This window comes from Curtobacterium sp. LFS079 (assembly GCF_047977865.1).
Classification (GTDB): domain Bacteria; phylum Actinomycetota; class Actinomycetes; order Actinomycetales; family Micrococcaceae; genus Arthrobacter.
In genome coordinates, this window is record NZ_JBFPFO010000009.1 from 22999 (window position 1) to 45332 (window position 22334).

The 22334-nt window shown below is 66.7% G+C and carries 17 protein-coding genes and 2 pseudogenes; 10 read left to right on the forward strand and 9 right to left on the reverse strand.

The window, feature by feature from the left end; translation table 11 throughout:
• Positions 1 to 50 precede the first annotated feature (50 nt).
• Both ACNQPB_RS14615 and ACNQPB_RS14620 read right to left on the reverse strand, forming a co-directional pair.
• Positions 51 to 1499, reverse strand: a complete 1449-nt coding sequence (locus ACNQPB_RS14615) for an amino acid permease (protein WP_498752875.1) — start codon at positions 1497 to 1499, stop codon at positions 51 to 53.
• A gap of 145 nt (positions 1500 to 1644) precedes the next feature.
• Positions 1645 to 3177: an aminotransferase class I/II-fold pyridoxal phosphate-dependent enzyme gene (locus ACNQPB_RS14620; protein ID WP_498752877.1), complete on the reverse strand. Its 1533-nt coding sequence runs from the start codon at positions 3175 to 3177 to the stop codon at positions 1645 to 1647.
• 74 nt (positions 3178 to 3251) lie between these two features.
• Here ACNQPB_RS14620 and ACNQPB_RS14625 point away from each other — a divergent pair, with 74 nt between their 5' ends.
• A complete protein-coding gene (locus ACNQPB_RS14625; RefSeq protein WP_498753083.1) occupies positions 3252 to 4172 on the forward strand; it encodes a LysR family transcriptional regulator in 921 nt (306 codons plus the stop codon).
• A 9-nt stretch (positions 4173 to 4181) separates the two neighbouring features.
• Here the strand turns inward: ACNQPB_RS14625 and ACNQPB_RS14630 are convergent, their stop codons facing one another.
• Both ACNQPB_RS14630 and ACNQPB_RS14635 read right to left on the reverse strand, forming a co-directional pair.
• On the reverse strand, positions 4182 to 4847 hold the full coding sequence (locus ACNQPB_RS14630; protein ID WP_498752879.1) for a response regulator: 666 nt from the start codon (positions 4845 to 4847) through the stop codon (positions 4182 to 4184).
• Positions 4844 to 6625, reverse strand: a complete 1782-nt coding sequence (locus tag ACNQPB_RS14635) for a sensor histidine kinase (protein ID WP_498752881.1) — start codon at positions 6623 to 6625, stop codon at positions 4844 to 4846. Before ACNQPB_RS14635 ends, ACNQPB_RS14630 begins: the two co-directional genes overlap by 4 nt.
• A 231-nt stretch (positions 6626 to 6856) precedes the next feature.
• Here ACNQPB_RS14635 and ACNQPB_RS14640 point away from each other — a divergent pair, with 231 nt between their 5' ends.
• Both ACNQPB_RS14640 and ACNQPB_RS14645 read left to right on the forward strand, forming a co-directional pair.
• Positions 6857 to 8341 carry a CitMHS family transporter gene (locus tag ACNQPB_RS14640; RefSeq protein WP_498752882.1) on the forward strand — a complete coding sequence of 495 codons (1485 nt, stop codon included), beginning with the start codon at positions 6857 to 6859 and terminating at the stop codon, positions 8339 to 8341.
• Positions 8342 to 8508: 167 nt separating this feature from the next.
• Positions 8509 to 9354, forward strand: coding sequence for a 5'-nucleotidase, lipoprotein e(P4) family (locus ACNQPB_RS14645; protein WP_498752884.1), 846 nt, complete (start codon positions 8509 to 8511; stop codon positions 9352 to 9354).
• Between the two features lie 286 nt (positions 9355 to 9640).
• Here ACNQPB_RS14645 and ACNQPB_RS14650 read toward each other — a convergent pair whose 3' ends face one another.
• The 5 genes from ACNQPB_RS14650 to ACNQPB_RS14670 all read right to left on the reverse strand — a co-directional run bounded on the left by ACNQPB_RS14650 (position 9641) and on the right by ACNQPB_RS14670 (position 15396).
• Positions 9641 to 10396 (reverse strand): sulfurtransferase, encoded by a 756-nt coding sequence (locus ACNQPB_RS14650; RefSeq protein ID WP_498752886.1) that lies wholly within the window; start codon positions 10394 to 10396, stop codon positions 9641 to 9643.
• A gap of 231 nt (positions 10397 to 10627) precedes the next feature.
• Positions 10628 to 11659 carry a 2-keto-3-deoxygluconate permease gene (locus tag ACNQPB_RS14655; protein WP_498752888.1) on the reverse strand — a complete coding sequence of 344 codons (1032 nt, stop codon included), beginning with the start codon at positions 11657 to 11659 and terminating at the stop codon, positions 10628 to 10630.
• A 73-nt stretch (positions 11660 to 11732) separates the two neighbouring features.
• Positions 11733 to 12776 (reverse strand): zinc-dependent alcohol dehydrogenase, encoded by a 1044-nt coding sequence (locus ACNQPB_RS14660; RefSeq protein ID WP_498752890.1) that lies wholly within the window; start codon positions 12774 to 12776, stop codon positions 11733 to 11735.
• A gap of 54 nt (positions 12777 to 12830) precedes the next feature.
• Positions 12831 to 14129 (reverse strand): four-carbon acid sugar kinase family protein, encoded by a 1299-nt coding sequence (locus tag ACNQPB_RS14665; protein ID WP_498752892.1) that lies wholly within the window; start codon positions 14127 to 14129, stop codon positions 12831 to 12833.
• 1 nt (position 14130) lies between these two features.
• Entirely contained in the window at positions 14131 to 15396 is a 1266-nt protein-coding gene (locus ACNQPB_RS14670) for a RuBisCO large subunit C-terminal-like domain-containing protein (protein ID WP_498752894.1), read from the reverse strand.
• Positions 15397 to 15786: 390 nt separating this feature from the next.
• Here ACNQPB_RS14670 and ACNQPB_RS14675 point away from each other — a divergent pair.
• The 7 genes and pseudogenes from ACNQPB_RS14675 to ACNQPB_RS14705 all read left to right on the forward strand — a co-directional run.
• Positions 15787 to 15879: pseudogene (locus ACNQPB_RS14675) on the forward strand (GntR family transcriptional regulator); the annotation flags it as partial.
• Between the two features lie 186 nt (positions 15880 to 16065).
• A pseudogene (locus ACNQPB_RS14680) lies at positions 16066 to 16536 on the forward strand (UTRA domain-containing protein); the annotation flags it as partial.
• A gap of 170 nt (positions 16537 to 16706) precedes the next feature.
• Positions 16707 to 17003 (forward strand): Asp-tRNA(Asn)/Glu-tRNA(Gln) amidotransferase subunit GatC, encoded by a 297-nt coding sequence (gene gatC / locus ACNQPB_RS14685; RefSeq protein ID WP_070350810.1) that lies wholly within the window; start codon positions 16707 to 16709, stop codon positions 17001 to 17003.
• Between the two features lie 4 nt (positions 17004 to 17007).
• Positions 17008 to 18567 carry an Asp-tRNA(Asn)/Glu-tRNA(Gln) amidotransferase subunit GatA gene (gene gatA, locus ACNQPB_RS14690; protein WP_498752896.1) on the forward strand — a complete coding sequence of 520 codons (1560 nt, stop codon included), beginning with the start codon at positions 17008 to 17010 and terminating at the stop codon, positions 18565 to 18567.
• Complete coding sequence (gatB, locus tag ACNQPB_RS14695) at positions 18567 to 20075, forward strand: Asp-tRNA(Asn)/Glu-tRNA(Gln) amidotransferase subunit GatB (protein WP_498752898.1); 1509 nt, start codon at positions 18567 to 18569, stop codon at positions 20073 to 20075. The genes gatA and gatB overlap by 1 nt, the downstream gene beginning before the upstream one ends.
• Before the next feature lie 365 nt (positions 20076 to 20440).
• On the forward strand, positions 20441 to 21370 hold the full coding sequence (locus ACNQPB_RS14700) for an ABC transporter permease (protein WP_498753085.1): 930 nt from the start codon (positions 20441 to 20443) through the stop codon (positions 21368 to 21370).
• Positions 21371 to 21375: 5 nt separating this feature from the next.
• Complete coding sequence (locus ACNQPB_RS14705; RefSeq protein WP_498752899.1) at positions 21376 to 22317, forward strand: carbohydrate ABC transporter permease; 942 nt, start codon at positions 21376 to 21378, stop codon at positions 22315 to 22317.
• Positions 22318 to 22334: the final 17 nt, after the last annotated feature.

A 22334-nucleotide genomic window follows, 5' to 3' on the forward strand; every position in this document is an offset into this window, starting at 1 on the left:
TGGGGCCTCAACTGTACACTCGGCGTCGTTCCTGAAGCGGGATGTCCGGGTCAGTGCTCGTCGTCGAGCGGGTGCGGCACCACGGGCACCGGGGAGGTCAGCGGCAGCCCGGCCCGCAGGAGGCGGATCTTCTTCAGCTTCCACAGCACGGCCAGCAGCACGAACCACAACGGCGTGGCAAGGAACGGCAGGCGGGTGTCGTCGCCGATGAACAGCGTGGCTGCAATGAAGGCGAAGAAAGCCAGCACCAGCCACGGCGCGAAGCGGGCCAGGGGCATCCGGAAACCGGAGGCGGCGTGGCGTTCAGGGAAGCGCCGGCGGTAGAGGATGAAGCTCACCACGATCGAACCCCAGGTGAAGAGCACCAGCGTGGCGCAGACCGAGGAAACGAACGTGAATGCGGCCACCACGTTGTCCCCGGCGAACAGCAGCGGGATCGCGGCGAAAAGGAAGACGCTGGTGAAGAAGACCGCCTTGCGGGGCACTCCGCGGCTGTCCGTCCAGGCGAATCCCTTGGGGGCGTGGCCGTCCTTGGCGAGCCCGTAGAGCATGCGCGTACCGGAATAGAGCCCCGAGTTGGCGCTGGAGGCGGCCGATGTAAGCACCACCAGGTTGATGACCAGGGCGGCGATGCCGAAGCCCGCATAGGCCAGGGTGGTCACGAAAGGGCTCTTGCCCGGCACGATCCGGTCCCAGGGCGTGATGGTCATGATGATGGTCAGTGCACCCACGTAGAACACCAGGATCCGCGCCACGATGGAATTGATCGCCTTGGGCAGGGTCTTCCGGGGAGACTCGGTCTCGGCCGCAGCGGTGCCCACCAACTCGACGCCGATGAAGGAGAAGATCCCCATCTGGAAGCCGAGGATGAAGCCGCTGAGGCCGAAGGGGAACATTCCGCCGTGCTCCCAGAGGTTGGCCAGCGAGGCGTGGGTGCCGGTGTCCGGGTTCTGGAAGCCGGTGAACAGCAGCACCAAGCCCGTGGCGATGAGCCCGACGATCGCCACGATCTTCACCACTGCGAACCAGAATTCGGTTTCACCGAAGTACTTCACAGGCTGGAAATTCAATACGATCAGCACCAGGGCGGCGATGAGCGCGGGAACCCAGGACGGAATGCCGGGATCCAGGTAGGCCACATAGCCGGTGATGGCGACGATGTCCGCCACGCAGGCCACCACCCACGAGACCCAGTAGGTCCAGGAGACGAAGAACCCTGCCCACGGCCCGATCAGGTCCTTGGCGATGTCCCCGAAGGTCTTGTAGTGCAGGTTGGAGAGCAGGAGTTCCCCGAGGGCGCGCATGACGAAGAAGATCATGAAGCCGATGACCAGGTAGACGAAAATCACCGCGGGACCGGTGACGCTGATCATCTTCCCGGAGCCCATGAACAGGCCGGTACCGATGGCACCGCCGATGGCCATGAGCTGGAGGTGCCGGTTCTTCAGGCCGCGTTCGAGTTCGTCGCGGGGTGCGTGGGTGATGGTTGATGTGGACATGTGTCCTCCTGTGGTTGGGGTGTTTCCGGGTTCCAGGGCAACGCAGGGCAGGGCGGAGCGCGGCGCGTGGGTGCGCGCCGTGTAGGAAGGTGCTGTGGACTTGCAGGATTCAGGTTTGGCTGGATGTGTCGGGACCGGACAGGCTTCAGCGTGCGACGACGCGGAAGTGGTCCAGGGCGGGGTCATGGGCCCCGCGGACATAGCCGGAAGGGGCTGCCCCGGTGCCGCGCAGGAAGGCGATCGATTCGGCACCCAGGACCTCTCCGGGCAGGACGTTCGGGATGCCCGGGGGATAGGCAGCCAGCGAGTCCACGGAGATGCGGCCCTCCGCTTCCTGCCAGGGGACGGTTTCCACGGTGCTGAAGAACGCCTCCTGGAGGCCCATCCGGCGCTCGCCTGCCGGGGGAAGGGCACGCATCCGTTCGGGCTCGCTTTCTGCCTGCGGCAGTGCATGCAGCGCCGTGAGGAAGCGTTCGACGTCGGCCGGTGCGGTGGCGCCCACCAGCAGCAGAAGGGCGGCCGGGGTGGCGAGTTCGCAGTAGATCCGGTGGTCCCGGATGAGCCGGTACTGGGCATCGGTGCCCGTGATTCCGGCACCGCGGGTGTCGATGGCGATCTTGAAGGGGTCGTTGGCCACGGCGTCGGGGCTGGCCAGGATGTCCGGTGTAGCGTCCCGGAACCGGGTGCTGGCACGCACGCCGGCGCGGATGGCTTCCGCGGATTCCAGCGCCTTGCCGATCATTTCCGCGCCTTCGACGACCAGGTGGCGCCGGGCCTCGTCCAGGGAGGCCAGGAGCAGCGCGCTGCAGCTGGTGGACTGGAAGGAACGCACCACGCGGTCCACCAGGGACTCAAGCTTCCGCGCTAACGGGCCGTGGCCCAGGTGCAGCATGGCGGACTGGGTGAGGGACCCGGCGCCCTTGTGCGTGCTGGAGATGACCAGGTCCGCCCCGGCCCGGACGGCGTTGACGGGCAGTGAGGGGTGCAGGCCAAAGTGCGAACCCCAGGCCTCGTCCACGATGAGCGGGACCCCGTGCCGGTGGGCCACGGCGCTGATGGCCGCGACGTCCGCGACCGCGCCGAAGTAGCTGGGGCTGACCAGGTACACCGCCGCGCTGTCCGGGTGGGCGGCCAGGGCTTCCTCCACCTGTTCGGCGGTGACGCCGTGCGCGGAGCCCAGCCCGGCGTCGACGGCGCCCTGCACGAAGTGCGGCTCCAGGCCCACATGGGTGATGCCGTCGATGACGCTGGAGTGGACGCTGCGCTGGACCACGAACTCCTTGCCCAGGGCCCGGACCACTGTGGTGGCGATGTGGTTTCCGCCGGAGGCGCCGTTGGTGAGGAACCAGGTCCGGGACGCTCCCCAGGCTTCGGCGGCGAGGGCCTGGGCCTGCATGAGGGGTGTCTCTCGCCCGGAGGACACGAGCCGCCAGTCCTGCTGGTCGATTCCGCTGAACAGCATGGGGAAGTCCATGGCCAGGGCCTCCGCTCCCACCAGGGACGCGACCCCGGGGGCGTTGCCGCCGCGGCCCTGATGGGCGGGAACGTGCAGGCGCTGCCAGTCATGGGCGGCCAGCGAGCGCAGCGCGTCGGCGTATGGGGCGGTGGACCGGGAGGGGGAAACGGGTGCGGCTGCAAGCGGGACGGCCGGCCCAGCGGTGGGGGAAATCAGGGGCATGACATGAACGTTAGTCAGCTCACACCACCTAGGGAATATCATGTTTTCGTACTGTTCAACATAGTGAGTATGTGATGATCAACCTCCAGCAACTCAGCGTCCTCCTCGCCGTCCGGGAGCACGGGAGCCTCACCAAGGCCGCCGAAGCCCTGGGCTACGGGGTTCCCACGGTGACCCACCACCTCAACACCCTGGAGCGCCACCTCAAGGTGCGCCTCGTGGAACGCGACCGGCGCGGCGCAACGCTGACGCCGCTCGGTGCGGCCTTCGCGGAGGAAGCCGCGCAGATCCTCCAGAAGGTCGGCCAGGCCGAACGGCTGGTGGCCGAACAGCGCGACGCCGGCCTGGTTACCTTGCGCGTTGGCACCTTCGCCTCCATCGGTTCCCGGCTGCTTCCCTCCGCCATCGCCGAACTGCAGCAGCGCATCCGCGTCCGCGTGGAGGTGATCGAAGCCGAACCAACGGAGGTGGTGCGGCTGCTCCTCGCCGGGGACGTCCATGCCGGGCTCATCTACGAAGCCGAGGACGATCCCGCCTTCGTGTCGGCGGACCTCGCTGTCGTGCCGCTGCTGGTGGAGCCCTACCGCGTGATGCTTTCCCGGAACAGTCCGCTGGCCGCCCAGGAGGTGCTGGATTTCGCGCAGCTGCACGGCGAGGCCTGGATCCATAGCAGGTCCGACAACGAGGCCTCCGACCGGGTCCTGAAGAAGACCTTCAGCCTGGTGGGCCAGCAGCCGCGGGAGCTCATGCGCACGGACGATCTCAACATGATCCACGGCCTCGTGGCACAAGGCTTGGGGATGGCACTGAGCACCGAGACCGCCGTCGACACGCGTTTCGACGTCACCCTGCGACCGGCCGTCCAGGACCTCGGGAAGCGGCGGGTTTCGTTCATCACGCTGAACTTCACCACCCTGAACAAGGCGATGCCCCCGGCCATCGGGCTGTTGGAAAAGCTCCTCAGGCAGCGGACCGCCGGAAGCACCGGTGCCTGAACGGGCGACTCAGCGCCGGCCCGGCACCCCGTAGCGGTGCTCGGGACGGCCGGTGGTGCCGTAGCGGAGCTGGATCTCGACGGCGCCGTCGTCGGCGAGCGAAGACAGGTACCGTTGCGCGGTGGCCCGGGACACCCCCACCCGCTCGGCGACCTCCGCGGCGGAGTACTGCTCACCGGGTTCCAGGGATTCCAGCACCGCGGACTCGGTGGCCGTGCGCGGCCTGCCCGACGACGAGACCTCCCCTGCGAACAGCGCCCGCCGGGCTTTCTCGATGGTGTCCTGATCCACGGACTGCTGCCGGTCCAGGATCCGCCGGTAGCGGGCGTAGGCGCGCAGCTGCTGGGAGAGGGCGTCGGCCGTGAAGGGCTTCAGCAGGTACGCCAGGGCACCGCGGCGGGTGGCCGTGCGGATGGACACGGCATCCGACGCCGCCGTGAGCATCATGGCGTCCACATCCAGCTGCCCCAGCAGGTCCAGGCCGGAACCGTCCGGCAAGTAGACATCCAGCAGCACCAGGTCCGGCCGCAGGCTGTGGACCGACTGCAGCGCCTGCGCGGTGGATCCGGCCGGGCTCAGGGCCAGGAATCCGGCCACTGAATCCACGTACGCCGCGTGCAGGCGCGCCACGTGGAAGTCGTCGTCGACTATCAGCACCCTCAGGTCCGTGCTCATTCTTCCTCTTCCGTTTGCTCGCTGTTCCTGCCGGGCTCGCCGGTCGTATTAGGCAGGGCGGCCGTGGTCCCGGGCAGGGAGGCCATGAAGACCGCTCCCGGCCCGCCCGGGGAACCCGGGTCCAGCAGCCGCACGTCCCCGCCCCGGCGGCGCGCGAGCTTCCGGCTCAGCGCGAGCCCCAGGCCGTGGCCGCCGGGCCCCGTGGACTGCGGCTCGGCGGTGGTGAATCCTTCCGCGAACACCGTTTCGGAGTCGGCCCCTGCCAACCCGTCCCCGGAGTCCGCGACGACAATGTGCAGCGTGCCGCCGTCGTCCCCGCCCTTCCCGGCGGGCAGTTCATCGAGCAGCTCCACTTCCACCCAGCGGTCCGTGGCAGAACCGGTGACGGCGGCGTTCACGGCGTTGTCGATCAGGTTGCCCAGCACCGTGGTGACGTCCTGCGGGTCCGTGACGGTGCCGCGCACCAGGGTTTCGGGGCCGATCCGCAGTACCACGCCGCGTTCATCGGCTCCCACGCTCTTGGCCCCGATGAAGGCCTGCAGGTAGGGATCCTGCAGCAGCCCGGCCTGCTGCATCGGGAAGGTCAGGGGGCCGGTTTCGGAGATCTTCGCGATGTAATCCTTGGCCTGCTCACTGCGGCCAATGCTCAGGAAGCCGGCGATCGTGTGGAGCTGGTTGGCGAACTCGTGGCGCTGGGCGCGCAGGGCCGTGGACATGGTTCCCACGGCGTCCAGCTGCCGGGTGAGCTGCTGCAGTTCGGTGCGGTCGCGCAGCATGACCACCCAGCCGAGGTCTTCCTTGCGGTGCAGCGCCTTGCGGGCGTTGACCACGAGTACCCGCCCCGCTGCAAGGACCTCCACGGCCTCGGCGTCGTGCATGGCGTCGCGGGTGAGTTCCTTCAGCTGTTCCGGGACGGCGGCCGCCGCCCACGGCTGCCCGATCCGCACGGAAGCGCTGGCAGGGGAGGCGGTGCCGTCGCCGTCGGGCCCGTCCTCCCCGGGCACATCCAGGAGGCGCCGCGCGGCGGCGTTGAACACCGTGATGCGGCCGTCCGCCGAGACGCCGATGACGCCGTCGTCCACGCCCTGCAGCACGGCCACCTGGTCGTGGACCAGGGTGCTGATCTCCTCCGGTTCCAGCCCCAGGGTGAGCCGCTGCAGCCGGCGGCGCAGCAGGAACGAGGCGAGCACGCCGGCCAGCAGGGCCCCTGCCGCGGTGAGGGCGATGGGCACGATGTCCTGGCGCAGGCTTTGGCTCAGCGATTCCATCGAGTAGCCCACGCTGACTTCGCCCACCACGGCGCTGGAGCCGGGGGCGTACACGGGGACCTTTGCGCCCGCGGACGGACCGAGCGTGCCGGTGTTCCGGGTGGTGACTTCCTTGCCGGCCAGCGCCTCGGACGGGTCGGTGCTGACGCGTTCGCCGAGCCGCTCGGGTTCCGGATGGGCCAGCCGCAGCCCGGCTTCATCCGTCACCACCACGAACAGGGCGCCCGTGCGTATGCGGGCGGCTTCCGCGGCGGCCATGATCGGCCCCTTGGCGAGTACCGCCTGCGGGGGAGTGCCGCTCTGCTTGCTGATCGAGTCCACCTCGGTGCGGATCTCCGGGGCGGAGGCCACCGTACGGGCCAGTGTGAGTGCCTGGTTCTCGGCTTCCGCGCCGATCCGCTGGTACACCAGCCAGGCGTGCACCGCGCCGCTGAGCAAAACCACCAGAAGGACGACGCCGAGCTGCAACAGCAGCGTCTGCGTGGAGAACCGCATGGCGAGCCGTGGCATGGGCAACCTTTCCGCCTGCGTGGACTGTTTCCAGCCGGCGGAGCCTTCAGCGGCGGCGCTGGCGTGGATGGGAACTTCAACTCCATTGAATCACTGAGCAAAACGAGCAAAATGCTGGCAATGAGCAGTATGCCAATCAAATCCGGCAAACCCCGGGATGTGATGCAGCTCGCCCTACATTCGTAATGCGCACCACACCGATGTGATGCCATTCATAGTTAGGAGCCGGCCGTGCTGGTACTGCTTGGATTCGCCATGATCGCGGTTTTCATGGCGCTGATCATGACGAAGAAGTTGACGCCGGTGCTGGCGCTGATCATCGTCCCCACCGTTTTCGGCCTGTTCGCGGGAGCCGGGCTCGGCATCGGCGACATGGTGATGACCTCCATGAAGTCGATGACCTCCACGGCCGCGCTGCTTATGTTCGCGATCGTGTACTTCGGGCTGATGATCGACGTCGGCCTCTTCGATCCGCTGGTGAAGTTCATCATCCGCAAGCTGGGCAACGACCCCGCCAAGGTGGTCCTCGGGACGGCGATCCTCGCCGCCGCGGTCTCCCTGGACGGTGACGGTTCCACCACCTTCATCCTCACCACCGCCGCGATGCTGCCGGTCTACCTGCGCCTGAGGATGAGCCCCGTGGTGCTGACCTGCGTGGCCGGCCTGGCCAACGGCACCATGAACATCCTGCCGTGGGGCGGCCCCACCGCCCGCGCCGCCACCGCCCTGAAGATCGACGTCAACGACGTCTTCGTGCCCATGGTCCCGGCCCTCATCGCCGGCCTGCTGGTGGTCTTCGTCTTCGCCTGGCTGATGGGCCTCCAGGAGCGCAACCGCCTCCGCGCCTCCGCTCCCGAAATCTGGGGCGAGTTCGCCGATCTCGATGAAGCGTTCGACGGCGGCAAGGGCGGCAGCGTTGCCGGAACCTCCCGCGGCACGTCCGGCACCCGTCCTTCCGGCACCCGTCCTTCCGGCACCGGTGTTTCCGGCAACGGCGGCGGCGTGGCCGTCCTTGAGCGCAGCGAAACCGAACTGCTCGTGGACGAGCATGACTCTGCCCTGACCGACACCGCTCTGGATCCGAAGCGCGCCACCCTGCGCCCCAAGCTGTTCTGGTTCAACCTCGGCCTCACCGCCGCCGTCATGGTCATGCTGGTCCTGGACCTGGTTCCGCTGCCCTACGTCTTCATGGTCGGCTCAGCGATCGCCCTGCTGGTGAACTTCCCGAAGGTCAAGGACCAGGGCGCCCAGCTGATCGCCCACGCACCGTCGATCGTCGCCGTCGTCAGCATGGTCATGGCCGCCGCCGTCCTCACCGGCGTGCTAAACGGTACCGGCATGGTGAAGGAAATGTCCGCCTGGCTCGTCCAGATCATCCCCGGCGAGCTCGGCCCGTTCATGGGCGTCATCACCGGCCTGCTGAGCATCCCGATGACGTTCTTCATGAGCAACGACGCCTTCTACTTCGGCGTCCTGCCGGTCCTGAGCGAAACCGCGGCCCACTACGGCGTCGGCGCAGCCGAAATGGCCCGCGCCTCGATCACCGGCCAGCCCTTCCACATGCAGAGCCCGCTGGTCCCGGCCATCCTGCTGCTGGTCTCCCTCTCCAAGGTGGAACTGGGCGACCACCACAAGAAGGTCCTGTGGCGGGCCGCAGTCGTGGCGCTGGTCATGCTCGGCGTAGGCCTGCTGACCGGAGCAATCGGCATCGGCTGAACCCCCGGCCAAGCTGCAATGCGAAACAGGCATCCTCCGCGGAGGGTGCCTGTTTCGCGTTGCAGCCCGATTCCGCTGACACATTCCGGCCGAATGTGGTTACCAGCAATAAACATTGGTTTACTAGCCGGACGTGACAAAGACGTCACCGTGATCAAGGAGGCTCAATGGATATCGAACGCCGGACCATGCTGAAGGGGCTGGGTGCGGGTGGAGTGGCAGGAGGGCTGGGCCTTCTCGCCGCGGCTCCGGCCAGGGCCGATGCGCCGCCGGAAGTGCAGAACATCCTGTCCGCCGCCGTGGCCTGGCGGGTCACCGCCGCCGAGCGGGAGATGCTGTACCGGCAGGCTTTCAACATCGCCCGCGACAGGCTGGACAACGCACTCCGGGGCGTCGGGCAGAGGCGCCGGGGTGCCAAGCCCCTGGCGTTCATTTCCGACGTCGACGACACCGTGCTCTCCTCCAACCCCTACTGGGAATTGCTGATCGCCGCCGGCAGGCAGGCCTTCGACGACGAGCTGTGGGATGCCTGGGTGCGGGAGAACGGCCCGACGGCGACGCCCGGCGCCGTCGAGTTCACCCGCTACGCCGAAAGCCGCGGCGTGGAGGTCTTCTATGTCTCCCAGCGTGACCAGGGCCCGGACACCCAGCAGATCGGCGTCGCGAATCTGCGGCACGCCGGCCTGGCCTATGCTGACGACGAGCACGCTGTTTTCCAACGAGAGTCCTCCAACAAGGAACCTGCCCAGCAGGCCATCGCGGAAAAATACGAGGTCATCGCCTACCTCGGCGACAACCTCAACGACTTCCGCCGCCGCTACTACGTCAAGTCAGTCGAAGAACGGCGAACCCTTGCCGCCGAGGACGCCGACCGCTTCGGCCGGGACTTCATCCTGTTCCCGAACAACACGGACGGCCACTGGATTCGTGCCATCTTCGGCACGAGCGAACCGGCGGACACCCCGGAATACCGGGCCCGGATGCTCCTGGCAGCACAGGGCAAGGTCTCCTGAGCCCCCAAACACAAAGCAAGACGGCACGTGCACATGGTGCACGTGCCGTCCTGCTTTGTTTGGGCGGCCCAAGGCCGGGGACGGGCGGCGGCAATGCCGGCGTTGAGCCGCTCAATGGGCCGGAGGGTTCGTCTGCCCCAAGTGCGGCGGCCGCGACTGCTGGCGCCAACAGGCCACGAACACCGACCCCGCGCCACTGAAGGACCTCGTCATCCCCGGCGACAGCGACCAGTGACTACGTCGGGACCATGTGACGCGGCTTTTTGCAGGACCGCATTGGGTTGCTCTACCTCTCTGCAATGCGTCGCGGGTCCGCGGCATATTCGGACCAGCTACCGGGGTAGAGGCGGCCACGACCGAGCCCGACATGTTCGAGGGCCAGCAGGTTGTGGCACGCGGTGATGCCCGATCCGCAATAGGAAACGACAGCAGAGCCGTCCCGGACCCCGGCACGCGCGAACGCCTCGCGCACCTCGGCGTTGGGCCGCAGCCGGCCAACGGAGTCGAGATTCTCTCGGCATGGCACATTCACCGCTCGGGGGATATGCCCGGCTTGGGGATCCGTGGCGAGCTGAATGCTGCCGTCGAAGCGGTCGGCATGGCGGGCATCGACCACGATGCCCGCCCATCCCTCGAGGTCGTCGGCTTGCACCACGGACTCCTCGGGCCATGGAGCCGCTGTGAAGCTCGCTGGCGCAGGATGCACGGGGTCTCTGTCGAGCAGACCCGGCCATGCCGCGATGCCGCCATCGAGCAATGCCGCCCGCTTCCCGAGCGCCCGCAGCATCCACACGAGCCGTGCCGCAATGACGCCCCCGGCGTCGTCGTAGGCGACGACCGTCGAGTCGTCGCCTACGCCGAGAGAAGACATCCCCCGGGCGAACACCGCCGGATCGGGCAGTGGATTGAGCCCGCTCGGACCGGCGCCGCCTGAGAGCCACGCGTCGAGGTCCACGAACACGGCGTTTGGGATGTGCCCGCTGTCGTAGGCGCCCCGCCCGGAGGAACCGTCGAGGTACCAGCGTGCGTCGGCGACAACCACGCCATCGCGGTGCCTTTGAAGCCAGACTCCGTCGACGAAAGGAGGAATAGAGTCCGGGAGTTCCTGAGTCGCGTCCATGCCCCACGATATGCCGAAAGTCCATAATTCAAGACAGAATGTCTCATATACCGAGATGTCTGCGCCATATCCCTGAGTTGCGGTCTGATCAGGGGCAGCTGAGTTCGTCAATCAGCCCGGCCTACTGCGGGGCGACTTCAGCCAAGCAGATACCTAATTTTGGGGTTCGACTGCGTGTTTGGGGGCTACCGCGGCCCGTTCCGCGGAGCTGTCGTGTGTGTTCGCGGTGGCCTCCTTTTTCTGTACCCGGCGCGCCCATGCTGAGGTCACGATCGGGCAGAGGACTGCGGAGACGACGACCGATGCTGCCACGAGGACGGTGGCGTGGTCTGCGGCTGGGGCGTAGACGGGGTTGGCTGTGGCGATGATGGCGGGGACAAGCGCAGCGTTGCCGGCTGTGGTTGCTGCGGCGAGGCCTGCAACGCCATCACCGCCGGTGAGTTTGTCGGCGAGCAGCAGCACTGCGCCGCCGACGAGGACCACGAACAGGCCAAGGGCGATGCCGAGGAGCCCTGCTTCTACGACTGCGTTGAGGTTGATGGTCAGGCCGAGGGACAGGCCGAGGAACGGCACCATGGCAGGTACCAGTGGGGCCAGGAGAATCCGTATGTTCTTGTCCAGGTTTCCAAGGAGCATGCCCAGGGCCAGCGGGAGGATGGCGCCGACGAGTGCCTGCCAGGGGAAGGCGGACAGTCCTGCGATGCCGAGGGTAACCATGGTCAGGAAGGGGCCTGATTCCAGGGACAGGATGGAGTAGGCGCCGGCGTCCCGCTTGCGGCCGAACTGGCCCATGAGGGAGATGTAGAGCCCGCCATTGGTGTCGTTGAGTGCGGCGACGAGCGCGAGGGTTGAGAGGCCTGCGAGGATTCCTGAGTCGATGGGTGCTTCACCGAGAAAGTGTCCGGCGATGACGCCGATGAGGATGGCGAAGAGGATTTTGGAGCCGAGCAGCACGCCGCCCTTTTTAAGGATGTAGGGCGTGGATTTGACTTCGAGTGTTGCGCCAAGGCAAACGAAGAACACGGCCAGCAGGGGTGCCAGGCCGGTGAAGAATGCGCCGGTGAAAGATCCGAAGAATTTTCCGGCGTCAGGTGCGAGGGTGTGGATGACGGCGCCGATGCCAAGGGGCACCAGCATCATTCCGCCGGGGACTTTTTCCAGGGCTTTCTTGATGGGAATCGACATTGATTTCTCCTGTGAATGGCTGGGGTGTGCTTGGTCCGCGCGTTCCTGGGCGGGTGCGCGGGTGGGGGTGTGTTTAGCCCAGGCTCGGGATGAGCAGGACTTTGCAGGCGTCTCCGGTGAGCAGTTCGACGGCTTCGTCGATGTCGCTGAGCTTCTTGCGGTGGGTGATGAGCCAGTCCAGTTCCAGCTTTCCGGAATCGAGGAGCAGCAGGCTTTGTTCCCAGGTTTCCCAGAGCCGGCGTCCGAAGATGCCGCGCAGGGTGATGCCCTTTTTGTTGATGTAGGCAGCGATGTCGACTTCTGCGGGGCGGCTGGGGTGTCCGACGGTGATGACGGTGGCTTCGCGGCGGACGGCTTCGAAGAGTGTTGTCAGCGTGCCGGGGGCTCCTGAGCATTCGAAGGCGACGTCGAAGCCGCCGCGGCGGCCGGTCAGTTCGCGGCAGCGGTCGACGATGCCGTCGTTGGGGTGCAGGGCTGTCGCACCGAGTTTCTCGGCTTGGGCCCTCCGGTAGGGGTTGGGGTCGACGGCGATGACATGGCTGGCGCCCATGAGCAGTGCCAGGTTCACGACGACGAGGCCGACGGGGCCTGCGCCGCTGACGAGCACGGCGCGGCCTGCGACGGAGTAGTTGGCGCGCTGGATGGCGTGGACGGCGACGCCGGCGGCTTCGAGCAGGGCGCCGGATTCCAGGGACAGTCCGGTGGGGAGCTTGACGCAGATGTCCTGCGGGACGGAGGCGTACTCGGCGAAGACGCCGTCGATGTGCATTCCGAGGATGCCGGTGCGTTCGCAGGTGTGTGCGTCGCCGGTGCGGCAGGGGAAGCACTGGCCGCAGGTGAGGTGGCTTTCGAGGGCGACCTGGTCGCCGACCTTGAGGCCGGTGACGCCGGGGCCGACTTCGACGATGGTTCCTGCGCCTTCGTGGCCGAGGATGACGGGGAGGTTGAGGTTGAACGCCTGGGCCGAGGGGGTCCATTCGTAGAGTTCACGGTCGGTGCCGCACAGGGACGCGGCTCCTACTTCGATGACGACTGAGCCTTCTGTGGCTTTGGGGTCGCCGGCGTCGGTGACGTAGGTGACGCCTCGTTCGGCTGCGTTCTTGACTACTGCCCGCATGGGGGCCGCCTTTCGTTGGTTCTGGTGATGCGTGGAGGGAATATCTGTTGGGGATCAGCTGGGGAGTTGGCCGGCGAAGCGGCGCAGGATGTCGGTGGGGCCGACCTGTCCGCCCTTGAGGAGCAGCCGGCATGCGGCGACGGTAGAGTCGTCGTCGGCCCGCAGGATGGGGCCGGCAGTGACGAATTGGTCGGAAACGCGCAGCTGGCGTACGCCCATGGCGATGAGTGCATGGCTGGAGGTGTCACCGCCGCAGACGGCGATGTCGTGGGTGAGACCGGCGTCGGCCATCCGGGCGGCGATGCCGCCGATCAGTGTGCCGACGTAGCCGGCATCCACCGGTTGACCGGCACCGTAGCGGGGGTCCGCGGCTCCACGGGTGGTGTGCACGACGACGTTCCTGCCTGCCCTCAGGGCAGCGGAAACCCGTTCGTCGAGGGCTGCGACGAGCGTTCTGTCATCGCGCTGCAGCAGCTCGGCAGGCACGGGAACGTCCTCCCAGCCATTGGAGATAGCGTCGTTGAGCTGCTCCGCCGTGGTGCTGGACGCCGACGCGCTCACCGCCAGCACCGGCCCGGCCGGGCGCTGTGGCCCGGGAGTGCGGGGAGCCTGGTCCGAGATTGAGCGTGCCAGGGCTGCCATGATGCCGCCGGATCCGACGACGATGGATGGACCGTGGCCGTGTTCTTCACGCGTGAGGGCTTCGGCGATGGCATCCATCTGGTGTTCGTCCACAGCGTCGACCACAAAGGCCTGCGCCCCGCGTTCCCGGCGCCGGTCCGCCCAGGCATCCTTGAAGGTGCCGTCGTCATAGGCGGGCAGATGGATGGCCCCGGGCACCTGGCCGCCGCCGAGCTGTTCGGCCAGGACTTGGCGCAGGTCGGCCTCGGGCATAGGGGTGGAGGGGTGCCGTGACATCACCGGATGGCGGTCCAGGCGGTAGATTTTTCCGGCATGGGTCGCGTAGTGGTTACTGAAGGCGGTGTAGCGGCCGAAGCCCGGCTGGGCCGGCACCACGGGAATGGGGCCGTGCATGGGGAACTGCTCATGGAGCAGCTGGATCCCGCGGCCAATGCTTCCCACAGTGGCGGAGCTGTCGAACGTGGAGCAGACCTTGTACAGCAGCACGTCCAGGTTCAGGGCCGCTATGCCGGCCAGGTCACGGGTGACCAGATTGTCGAACGCTGCCCCGGACAGGGACCGTGCCGGACCTGCGAACCCGACGACGTCGGTGTCCGTGGGCAGCGGCGCGTCCCCGATGACCAGTGCACCTTCCAAGCCGCAGCGGTGGGACTGGGCCAGGACGTCGGCGGCTCCGGTGAGGTCGTCCGCGACGAAACCGAAAGCTGGCATGTCAGGCACCTTTCCCGAAAGCCTGGACCGCATGCAACAGGGCGTCATCTCCAGTTTCCGCCTGCTTGGTGGCTGCAGTCTGCAGCGGCACCCCGCCCACGGCTGCTTCCCACGACTGGCGCAGGCTGCGCACTCCGGCGCCGGGACCGTCCGGGTGGGCTGCGACCCCGCCGCCGGCCAGCATCATCAGGTCAGTGGAACCAACCGCGTCGAACGTGGGCCCGGGGGTGGTGACGTTCTGCCCGGAGGACAAGACGGGCAGCGGTGTGATGCTCTGGCCGAGAGGTTCGAGCAGGCTGCGGATGTTCGCGGCGACTTCTTCGTCGAGTTCGTAGAACTTGCTGCCGAGTCCGCTGGCGTGCAGGTGGTCGGCGCCGGCAAGGCGGGCCATTTGCTGCCAGACCCGGTAATCCATTCCCAGGGCCTTGGACCGCATGGAGGCGGCGAGGCCCGCACGGTGGCCGTGGATCGGGACCTCGGCGAAGCTGCGGAGCAACGCCAGGGCCGGCATTCCCATCACCGGGATGTTCAACATCACGCAGCGGCCACCGGCTTCAACAACCAGGTCGTGACGTTTGCGCAGCCCGCCAAGGTCGCCGGTGATGTTGAAGGCATACATCGTCGAGTGTCCAGTGACCTGCTCCGCGGCACGGATTTCCTCGGTAGCAACCGCGACCCGCCGTTCCAGCGGCAGATACGCCGGATCGGTCATCAGCTCGTCGTCCTTGATCAGGTCAATGGACGCCATCGCCAGATCCCTGACGACCAGACGGAACTCCTCTTCCGAGAGCCCGACATTGGGCTTGACGATGGTGCCGACCATCACGCCCTGAACGTCACTGATGAGTTTGCGCGTCCCCCCGATGCCGAAGGCCGGCCCAGGGTGGGCGGCCACGAAGTCCTCCGGCAGAACAATGTCCTGCAACCGGCAGGCATACAAATCACCCAGCTCGAAAAGATTCCCTGCGATGGCAGTCTGCAGGGTGGCCAGGTCGGGTCCGACGTTCTCCATCGGGAAATCAACAGTCACCAGGGCAGCACGGACTTTTTCCGGGTTCGCCCGTGACGGCAGGGAAGGCCGGCAAAAGCCAAGCTCCTGAACATCCGATATCCGGGCGGCGTGCCGTTCCCGGATGCGGGCGGATTCGCCGGGCACCGGCAGGAACGTGCCGCTGGACTGCTCACCCGCCATGATGGCAGCGGCCTTCTCGGGCTCAATCTCAGATTCAAGGTAATAGGTGCAACGCACCGAGCGCGGGTCGCGCATGGAATTCTCCAATTCAAGGGGGTTTGAAACTCACGTATCTGACTGTCACCTGCAGGTACTTTCATTTCGCTCACGCACCAATGCGGGCTCAAGCAGGTGACTTGCGCTCCATGTCCCTGGCATCTTCCGTGATCCCAAGTTCCGAAGTTGTACGTACCTTTGATACGTACAATAATGGGTGGCGTAGGTCACGTCAAGGCCGATTGAAAACGCTGCAGACCGCTAGGGATGCGGCGGGAGGGCTAAGATTTGCACAGCGGCAGAGGAGTTAGCGTGAGTTTGGAACCAGCAGAACCAGCGTCGGGACCGGCGGGACGCAACGGCGGCCTGAACCGGGAGGCCGGAGGCCCGCTCCACGCGCAAATCCGGGACATCCTGCACCGGCAGATCGTGGACCTGGCCCTGTCCCCGGGCTCCTCCCTGCCCACCGAAGAGGAACTGCAAAGGCAGTTCGGGGTCTCCCGGAGCGTCGTGCGCCAGGCCCTGTCAGGCCTTGCCGACCTGGGTCTGATCCGACGCCAGCGCGGCCGCGGCAGCGTAGTGGCCGCAACGCCTGTCCTTCGACGTCACGTTCAGCGCGCCGGCGGCCTGGATGAGCAGGCGGCTGCGCACGGGCAACGCATGCGCACCCATGTCCTCAGCGTGGAACCTTCCGAACCGCCCCAGGCGGGCATCGAGGCCCTCAACACCACCAACACGTGGAAAATCGAGCGGGTCCGCTATCTCGACGATCTTCCCGTTGCCTTCATGCGCACCTGGGTCCCGCGCGACTTCTTCCCGCACTTCACCGCGGAACTGCTCGAAAACGCCTCACTCCTCAGCCTCATGCGCGACCATGGTTACCACCCCGTCGGCGGACCCCGCCAGATACAGGCCGCATCTTCAGATCCTGACCTGGCACGGAAACTGAACATCAACACCCGGGAACCGCTGCTTCTGCTCCAAGGTGTCACCCGGGACGCCCTCGGCCATGGTCTCGAATGGTTCAACGTCTGGCACAGCCCTAACACCGTCTTCGACGTTGACGCACAAGTCACCAGCCAGCCAGGGCGTGTCTCCCATGAGCACATCCGCCGCCTGCGCAACCTGACCCAGCAACTTGAATCAGAACTAGCCGACCTGGAACGTGGAGCACGCTAAAGCGCGCCCACGTCCAACCGGCCTCTGAAGGATCGTCCGGTTCGCCGCCGGAAGCCAGCCACGGCCGACAGCCGGAAGGTGACGCGGCGCCGGACGCGCATACGGCTCTTGAGCCAGCCCAACCAAAGTAGACTGGTCCGGAAAACCATTTGAACTTGCAGGGGAGATCCATGGCTGCGATCAACCGTGACGATGTGGCGCATCTTGCGCGGCTCGCTCACATTGAAATGAGTGCCGAAGAGCTGGACCGGATGGCGGGCGAACTCGCCGTCATCGTGGACTCGGTGAAGTCCGTCAGCGAAGCCGCCGGGGACGACGTCCCGGCCACGTCCCACCCGATCCCGCTGAGCAACGTCTTCCGCGAAGACGTCGTTGGCCACACTTTCACCGCCGAGCAGGCGCTGTCCGGCGCGCCGGACGCCGCCGAGGACCGCTTCAAGGTCCCGGCCATCCTGGACGAGGACTAAGACGATGACTGACACCGAACTCATCCGCCTGTCCGCCGCAGCCCTTGCCGCAAAGCTTGCCGTGGGCGAAGTGACCTCCGTCGAGGTGACGCAGGCATACCTGGACCGCATCGCCGCCGTCGACGGCCAGGTCAACGCCTTCCTGCACGTCAACGCAGAGGAGGCGCTCGCCGTCGCCGCTGAAGTGGACGCGATCCGCGCCGAAGGCGGGGCTGCCGCCGAGGAACTGCACGAACTGGCCGGTGTGCCGATCGCCGTCAAGGACCTGATCGTCACCATCGGCCAGCCCACCACGGCCGGTTCGAAGATCCTCGAGGGCTGGCACAGCCCGTACGACGCCACCGTCATCAAGAAGCTGCGCGCCGCGAAGATGCCGATCCTGGGCAAGACCAACCTGGACGAATTCGCCATGGGTTCCTCCACGGAGCACTCGGCCTACGGTCCCACCCGCAACCCCTGGGACCTGGACCGCATCCCGGGCGGCTCGGGCGGTGGCTCCGCTGCCGCCGTCGCCGCCTTCGAGGCGCCGCTGGCGCTCGGCACGGACACTGGCGGTTCCATCCGCCAGCCCGGCGCCGTCACCGGCACGGTCGGCGTGAAGCCCACTTACGGTGCGGTGTCCCGCTATGGCGCCATCGCCATGGCCTCCTCCCTGGACCAGATCGGCCCGGTCTCCCGGACGGTGCTGGACTCGGCGCTGCTGCAGGAAGTCATCGGCGGCCACGACCCGCAGGACTCCACCTCCCTGACCGATCCCTTCGACAACCTGGTGGCGGCCGCACGCACTGGCAACGTCACGGGCATGAAGATCGGCATCATCAAGGAACTGCACGGCGAGGGCTACCAGGCCGGCGTCGAGAACCGCTTCAACGAATCCCTGGAGCTGCTCAAGGACGCCGGCGCGGAAATCGTCGAGGTTTCCTGCCCGAACTTCAAGTACGCGCTCGGCGCCTACTACCTGATCATGCCGTCCGAGGCGTCCAGCAACCTGGCCAAGTTCGACGGCGTCCGCTTCGGCCTGCGCGTGCTGCCCAAGGATGGGCCCCTGACCATTGAACGCGTCATGGGTGCCACCCGCGCCGCCGGTTTCGGCGACGAGGTCAAACGCCGCATCATCCTGGGCACCTACGCCCTGAGCGCCGGCTACTACGACGCCTACTATGGTTCGGCCCAGAAGGTGCGCACCCTGATCCAGCGCGACTTCGACGCCGCGTTCGCCCAGGCCGACGTGCTGATCTCCCCGACGGCGCCCACCACGGCGTTCAAGCTGGGGGAGAAGCTCAACGACCCGCTGGCCATGTACCTCAACGACGTGGCCACGATTCCGGCGAACATGGCCGGCGTCCCGGGCCTGACCTTGCCCGGCGGCCTGGCCGACGAAGACGGCCTGCCCGTGGGTATCCAGCTGCTCGCCCCGGCCCGCGAGGACGCCCGCCTCTACCGGGTGGGTGCCGTCCTCGAATCGCTGCTCGAAGAGAAGTGGGGCGGCCCGCTGCTTGACCGTGCCCCTGAACTGCAGGCACCCGCGATCGGCGCCGCAAACACCGTGGGAGGTTCCAACTAATGTCTGCCGACACGATCCTCAGCTTCGAAGAAGCCATGGAGAAGTACGATCCCGTCCTTGGCTTCGAGGTCCACGTGGAGCTCAATACCAAGACGAAGATGTTCTCCTCTGCCCCGAACGTCTTCGGTGACGACCCGAACACCAACGTCAACGAAGTCGACCTCGGCCTGCCGGGCGTCCTCCCGGTGGTGAACAAGGCCGCCGTCGAGTCCTCCATCAAGATCGGCCTCGCGCTGAACTGCAAGATCGCCGAAACCTGCCGCTTCGCCCGGAAGAACTACTTCTACCCGGACACTCCGAAGAACTTCCAGACCTCCCAGTACGACGAGCCCATCGCATACGACGGCTACCTGGACATCGAACTCGAGGACGGCACTGTGTTCCGCGTCGAGATCGAGCGGGCGCACATGGAAGAGGACGCCGGCAAGCTCACCCACATGGGCGGCGCCGCGGGCCGCATCCAGGGCGCCGACTACTCCCTGGTGGACTACAACCGAGCCGGCGTGCCGCTGGTGGAGATCGTCACCAAGCCGATCGAGGGTGCGGGCAGCCGCGCGCCGGAACTGGCCAAGGCTTACGTTGCCGCGGTCCGCGAGATCGTCAAGAACCTCGGCGTGTCCGACGCGAAGATGGAGCGCGGCAACGTCCGCTGCGACGCCAACGTCTCCCTGCGCCCGCACGGCCAGGAACGCTTCGGCATCCGCTCCGAAACGAAGAACGTGAACTCGCTGCGCGCCGTCGAGCACGCCGTCCGCTTCGAGATCCAGCGCCACGCCGCCGTCCTTGACTCCGGCCAGCCGGTAATCCAGGAGACCCGCCACTGGCATGAGGACACGCGCACGACGACGTCGGGCCGCGCCAAGTCCGACGCCGACGACTACCGCTACTTCCCGGAGCCGGACCTGGTTCCCGTCGTTGCCTCGCGTGAGTGGGTGGAGGAACTGCGTGCCACCCTGCCCGAGCCGCCCGCCGAGCGCCGCAAGCGGCTCAAGGAAGCCTGGGGCTACTCGGACCTGGAGTTCCGCGACGTGGTGAACGCCGGCGTCATGGACTCCATCGAGGAGACCATCGCGGCCGGCGCCAGCGCCTCCGTGGCCCGCAAGTGGTGGATGGGCGAGATCGTGGGCCGTGCCAAGACGGCTGACGTCGATCCCGCCGAACTCGGCGTGACCCCGCAGACCATCGTTGAGCTCAACGCCCTGGTCGAAGAAGGCAAGATCAACAACAAGATGGCCTCCCAGGTGCTCGACGGCGTGCTCGCCGGCGAGGGCAGCCCTTCCGAGATCGTCGAGAAGCGCGGCCTTGCGGTCGTGTCCGACGACGGCCCCCTGCTGGAAGCCATCGACGCCGCCCTGGCCGCCCAGCCGGACGTCGCGGAGAAGATCCGCGGCGGCAAGGTCCAGGCCATCGGCGCGATCGTCGGCGGCGTCATGAAGGCCACCCGCGGCCAGGCCGACGCCGGCCGCGTGCGCGAGCTGATCCTGGAGAAGCTCGGCGTCGAGGGCTGACCTTCCCCGCACCACCCAACTGGCTCGCAGTTTAAGGCCGTTTTGACCCGTCAAAACGTCTACAACTGCGAGCCAGTTTTTGTTTAACCGGCGCAGGTGACGAATCACTGTTACTTTGAGCTTGTTTCAATCATCATCTTGCAAACGTCCCGCGCGTCACTTATGGTTTGTTAAACGGTTAACGAGCGTGGCCTGAGTCACAGCCAAGAGTCAGCCAAACGCCAAACCCAGCCAAACGAGGAGAGCGCATGAACCAGACGACGGAAGCCGCCCCGGCCCTGCCGGCTGCCCGCGACGTCCCGGCCCATGCCGAAGGCCGCCCGGGCCGCGGAAAGGGAAAGCCCGTCAAGTCGGAGAAACGCCGGATGCCGGCCGGCAAGCAGGGTTTCCGGGCCAGGCTGCGCCGCGACAGGCAGATGCTGCTGATGATGGTGCCGGGCATCGTCTTCCTGCTGCTGTTCTTCTACATCCCCATCCTCGGCAACGTCATCGCCTTCCAGGACTACCAGCCGTTCCTGGGCATCGGGGACAGCTTGTGGGTGGGCTGGCAGAACTTCGTTGACCTGTTCGACAACCCGGACTTCCTGCAGGCCTTCTGGAACACTCTGTACCTGGCTGCCTGGCAGCTGGTCTTCCTGTTCCCGGTGCCGCTGGTCCTGGCGCTGATCGTGGACTCGCTGATCAGCACCCGGGTCCGGAAGATCTTCCAGAGCATCGCCTACCTGCCGCACTTCCTGTCCTGGGTGCTGGTGATCGCGCTCTTCCAACAGATGCTCGGCGGCGCCGGATTCATCAACAACTCCCTGCGCCAGTTCGGCATGGACCCTATTCCCTTCATGACCAACCCGGAAACCTTCCCGGTGCTGGTGGTGGCCCAGATGATCTGGAAGGACGCCGGCTGGGCGATGATCATCTTCCTCGCCGCCCTGGCCAGCATCGATGCGTCCCTGTACGAGGCGGCAGCCGCCGACGGCGCCGGGCGCTGGCGCCGCATGTGGCACATCACGCTCCCCGGACTCCGTTCGGTGATCGTGCTGCTGCTGATCCTGCGGATCGGCGACATCCTGTCGGTCGGCTTCGAGCAGTTCATCCTGCAGCGCGACGCCGTGGGCGCGGGGGCCGCCGAGGTGCTGGACACCTTCACCTACTACACCGGCGTCGTGGGCGGCGGCTGGAGCTCCGGCGCCGCCGCCGGCCTGGCCAAGGGCGTGGTGAGCGCCCTGCTGATCTACGCCGCCAACAAACTTGCCCACCGCTTCGGCGAGGACGGCATCTTCGCAAAGAAAGTCGGCTGAGCATCATGGCAGTCACACAATCCGCGGGAAGAATCCCGCTCGGCCGCAAGCCGAAGGAACTGAGCTACAACCCCAAGCGTCCTGTCTGGAAGGAGCGGCCTTCGCCCCTTTACCAGACCGTCAAGGCCCTGGTCCTGGTGCTCTTCGGCGCCTCGATCATCGTGCCGATCCTGCTGGTGGTTTCCACCTCGCTGGCGGACAAGGAACAGCTCGCCAAGGCCGGCGGCTTCGTGCTCTGGCCCGAGCGGCCCACCCTGGAGGCCTACCAGACCATCTTCAACGGCCCCATGGTGCTGAATTCCCTGGGCGTCAGCGCCTTCGTGACGATCATCGGCACGGTCCTGGCCCTGTTCGTAACGATCACCATGGCTTACGCCACCAGCCGGCCGGTGTTGTTCGGCCGCCCCGTGGTCCTCGCGGTGCTCTTCACCCTGCTGTTCGCTCCGGGCCTGATCCCGTCCTTCCTCATGATCAAGCAGCTCGGCCTGCTGGACAGCCTGTGGTCGCTGATCCTGCCCGGCATCTTCGGGGCCTTCAACTTCGTGGTGATGCGCTCCTTCTTCATGAACATCCCGCAGGAACTCATCGAGAGCGCCCGGATCGACGGCGCCAGCGACTGGACCATCCTGTGGCGGATTGTGATGCCGCTGTCCAAGGCGGTGATCGCCGTCGTCGGGCTGTTCTACGCGGTGGGCTTCTGGAACTCCTTCTTCAACGCCCTCCTCTACATCAACGACCACAGCAAATGGCCTATCCAGCTGCTGCTGCGCAACTTCGTCGTCCAGGGCTCCGGCGCCGCCGACGGCCTGGGGATCTCCTCGGTGCCGCCGAGCCAGTCCATCCAGATGGCCGTGGTGGTGGTGGCCCTGGTCCCGATCCTGATGGTTTACCCGTTCCTCCAGAAGCACTTCACCAAGGGCGTCCTCACGGGCGCGGTGAAGGGCTGAGTTTTTCCGAGCTGTCC

Coding starts and splice junctions, on each gene's coding strand:
- ACNQPB_RS14655 (WP_498752888.1), bottom strand. CDS start 11,659: ATGTCGATTCCCATCAAGAAAGCCCTGGAAAAAGTCCCCGGCGGAATG.
- ACNQPB_RS14700 (WP_498753085.1), top strand. CDS start 20,441: ATGCCGGCCGGCAAGCAGGGTTTCCGGGCCAGGCTGCGCCGCGACAGG.
- ACNQPB_RS14620 (WP_498752877.1), bottom strand. CDS start 3,177: ATGCCCCTGATTTCCCCCACCGCTGGGCCGGCCGTCCCGCTTGCAGCC.
- gatA (WP_498752896.1), top strand. CDS start 17,008: ATGACTGACACCGAACTCATCCGCCTGTCCGCCGCAGCCCTTGCCGCA.
- ACNQPB_RS14630 (WP_498752879.1), bottom strand. CDS start 4,847: ATGAGCACGGACCTGAGGGTGCTGATAGTCGACGACGACTTCCACGTG.
- gatC (WP_070350810.1), top strand. CDS start 16,707: ATGGCTGCGATCAACCGTGACGATGTGGCGCATCTTGCGCGGCTCGCT.
- gatB (WP_498752898.1), top strand. CDS start 18,567: ATGTCTGCCGACACGATCCTCAGCTTCGAAGAAGCCATGGAGAAGTAC.
- ACNQPB_RS14665 (WP_498752892.1), bottom strand. CDS start 14,129: ATGCCAGCTTTCGGTTTCGTCGCGGACGACCTCACCGGAGCCGCCGAC.
- ACNQPB_RS14670 (WP_498752894.1), bottom strand. CDS start 15,396: ATGCGCGACCCGCGCTCGGTGCGTTGCACCTATTACCTTGAATCTGAG.
- ACNQPB_RS14645 (WP_498752884.1), top strand. CDS start 8,509: ATGGATATCGAACGCCGGACCATGCTGAAGGGGCTGGGTGCGGGTGGA.
- ACNQPB_RS14705 (WP_498752899.1), top strand. CDS start 21,376: ATGGCAGTCACACAATCCGCGGGAAGAATCCCGCTCGGCCGCAAGCCG.
- ACNQPB_RS14625 (WP_498753083.1), top strand. CDS start 3,252: ATGATCAACCTCCAGCAACTCAGCGTCCTCCTCGCCGTCCGGGAGCAC.
- ACNQPB_RS14615 (WP_498752875.1), bottom strand. CDS start 1,499: ATGTCCACATCAACCATCACCCACGCACCCCGCGACGAACTCGAACGC.
- ACNQPB_RS14635 (WP_498752881.1), bottom strand. CDS start 6,625: ATGCCACGGCTCGCCATGCGGTTCTCCACGCAGACGCTGCTGTTGCAG.
- ACNQPB_RS14660 (WP_498752890.1), bottom strand. CDS start 12,776: ATGCGGGCAGTAGTCAAGAACGCAGCCGAACGAGGCGTCACCTACGTC.